Below are 2,405 nucleotides of genomic sequence, written 5' to 3' on the forward strand. Positions count from 1 at the left end.
TGTTGCACTAAACCTTCGGTAGCTGGTTTTAAAAAGCAGCGGATAAGGGCTATCTTTTGGAATCACACTTAACTCTTACATAAGATGAAAAAAAAGAACCTACCCTTATCCAGACTGCCTGTACTAATGTAGCGGGATTCAGCGAGCTTTACGAGAAGTTCTCCAAAAAAATCACCGTCGCCGGCCGCGGCCAGAGCACCCTCAAAAACTACAGCCACCACCTGGCCAAGGTAGCCCTACACTTTAACTGCCTGCCCACCGAGCTGGACGCTGATCAGATCAACGACTACCTTTACCTGGTAAAGCAGCAGCACAACACCCCCTCCGATTCCTATTTCAAGTTCACCGTCTACTCCCTGCGCTACGTCTTCCGCATGGAGGGCCTCAAGGACAAGCGCATCGAGCTGCCCGCCCTCAGGCGCGAGGGCAAGTTGCCTGTGGTGCTCAGCAAGCCCGAGGTCAAGAGGCTGCTCTCTGCGCCCAAACTGCTCAAGCACCGCCTGCTGCTGGCCACCCTCTACGGCTGCGGCCTGCGCTGCAGTGAGGTGTGCAACCTGAAGCTCTCCGATGTGGACTTTGACCGCCGCATGCTGCACGTGCGTCAGGGCAAGGGAGGCAAGGACCGCTACGTGCCCCTGAGCGGCCACCTGGTCCGCGGCCTTGAAAAGTACATACAGGCCGAGTGCCCGCAACAGTGGCTCTTCAACGGACAGGTGCAGGAGAACGAGCAGGGGCTGCGCGACAGGCGCTACACCACGGCCGGCGTGCAGTGGGTGGTGCGGGAGGCCAGAAAGGCGGCCGGCATCGCAAAGCAGCTCACCCCTCACACCCTGCGCCACACTTATGCCACCCACCTCCTGGAGGACGGCCTGGACATCGTCTCGATCAGGGACCTGCTGGGCCACGCCTGCATCGACACCACCATGGTCTACCTGCACGTGGCCCAGTCGGGCAGGAAAAAGCCCTTCTCCCCGCTGGACACGCTCTACTGCTAGTGCGGGCCAAGCACGAGGTGGCCCATGTGCTCCAGGCGCACTGGCCCCAGGTGGAGAACTGCGGCGGCATCAACTCCTGGCAGCTGCGCACCCTTGGGGCTATCCTGCGCTGCCGCACCCGGGCCATGGGCGGGCACGTGGACGCCTGCTCGGACTGCGGCCAGGTGCGCGTCAGCTACAACTCCTGCCGCAACCGCCACTGCCCCAAGTGCCAGGGCCGCAGGCGGGAGCAGTGGATACAGGCCCGGCAGGCCGAGCTGCTGCCCGTGCCCTACTTCCACGTGGTCTTCACCCTGCCCGACACGCTCAACCAGCTGGCTATGCATCAGCCCAGGCTCGTCTACGATACCCTCTTCGAGGCCGCCTGGCAGACGCTGCTTGCCTTCGCCAGTGACCGAAAGCACCTGGGGGCAAGGCCGGGCATGGTGGCCGTGCTCCACACCTGGGGACAGACCCTCTCGCTGCACCCGCACCTGCACTGCGTCGTGCCCGGCGGCGGGCTCACCGAGCAGGGCAAATGGAAAGGAGCCCGCGGCAAGGGACGCTACCTCTTCCCGGTCAGGGCCATGAGCCTGGTTTTCCGTGCCAAGTACGTGCAGCTGCTGAGGGAAAAATTGCCCGAGGTGGACAAGGAGCTGATCAGGGCGCTGTTCCAGAAACGGTGGGTGGTGTATGCCAAGCGCCCCTTCTCGGGGCCCGAGCAGGTGGTCGAGTACCTGGGCCGCTACACCCACAAGATCGCCATCTCCAACCACCGTCTCACAGCCGTGGGCGAGCAGTCGGTGAGCTTTGCCTACAGGGACTACCGGCAAGGGGCCCGGAAGCTGGAGATGAAATTGGAGGGAATGGAGTTCATCCGCCGCCTCTCGCTGCACATCCTGCCCCGGGGCTTTGTCCGCATACGCCACTACGGCATTCTGAGCGGCACTAGCAAGGGCACGGCCATTCCCGTGATCCGGGAGCAGATGCCCGGGGAGAAAAGGCGGAAGGCAGAGGTGCGCCAGCTCGAGGAGTACAACCCGCTCGTATGCCCCTGCTGCAAAAAGGAGACGATGGTCACCCTCCAGGTGCTCACCAAGCGGGGGCCGCCACAGGGCCTGAGAACGCAGCGCAGGTACCGGGACTTCGAGTAGGAAGCTAAAAAAGCCATCCGAAAAGGTGGCCTGGCGCAGCTATGCCCCTACGGCAGGAAATGCCTTGAAAGGAGCGAAGATCATCTCCCGGAAACAGCAAAAAGTATCTTTCTTTACCCTCCCAGGCCCACGTCCGTTGGGCCGTCAGTAACCAGATAGCCCAAAGAGGTAGTTCAGGGGCAAGCCTCTTCCGACTTAAAACCCATAGCGCGTCGCACGGTTAGTGCAACCGCGGCTTCATTGTCGGCACTCCGTACCCAACGAAGCCTTAGTTGTT

Annotated in this window: 2 protein-coding genes; both read left to right on the plus strand. The window is 61.9% G+C overall.

Annotated elements, in window-relative coordinates; translation table 11 throughout:
* Positions 1–374: 374 nt before the first annotated feature.
* The gene (locus Q1A54_RS20270; RefSeq protein WP_299991856.1) at positions 375–995 is read left to right on the plus strand and encodes a tyrosine-type recombinase/integrase; all 621 of its coding nucleotides are present in this window, start codon (positions 375–377) and stop codon (positions 993–995) included.
* A gap of 50 nt (positions 996–1,045) precedes the next feature.
* Positions 1,046–2,128: an IS91 family transposase gene (locus Q1A54_RS20275; protein ID WP_299991858.1), complete on the plus strand. Its 1,083-nt coding sequence runs from the start codon at positions 1,046–1,048 to the stop codon at positions 2,126–2,128.
* The last annotated feature ends 277 nt before the right edge of the window (positions 2,129–2,405 follow it).

The sequence above is a fragment of the uncultured Pontibacter sp. genome (assembly GCF_947502515.1).
In the GTDB taxonomy this organism is placed as follows: Bacteria; Bacteroidota; Bacteroidia; order Cytophagales; family Hymenobacteraceae; genus Pontibacter.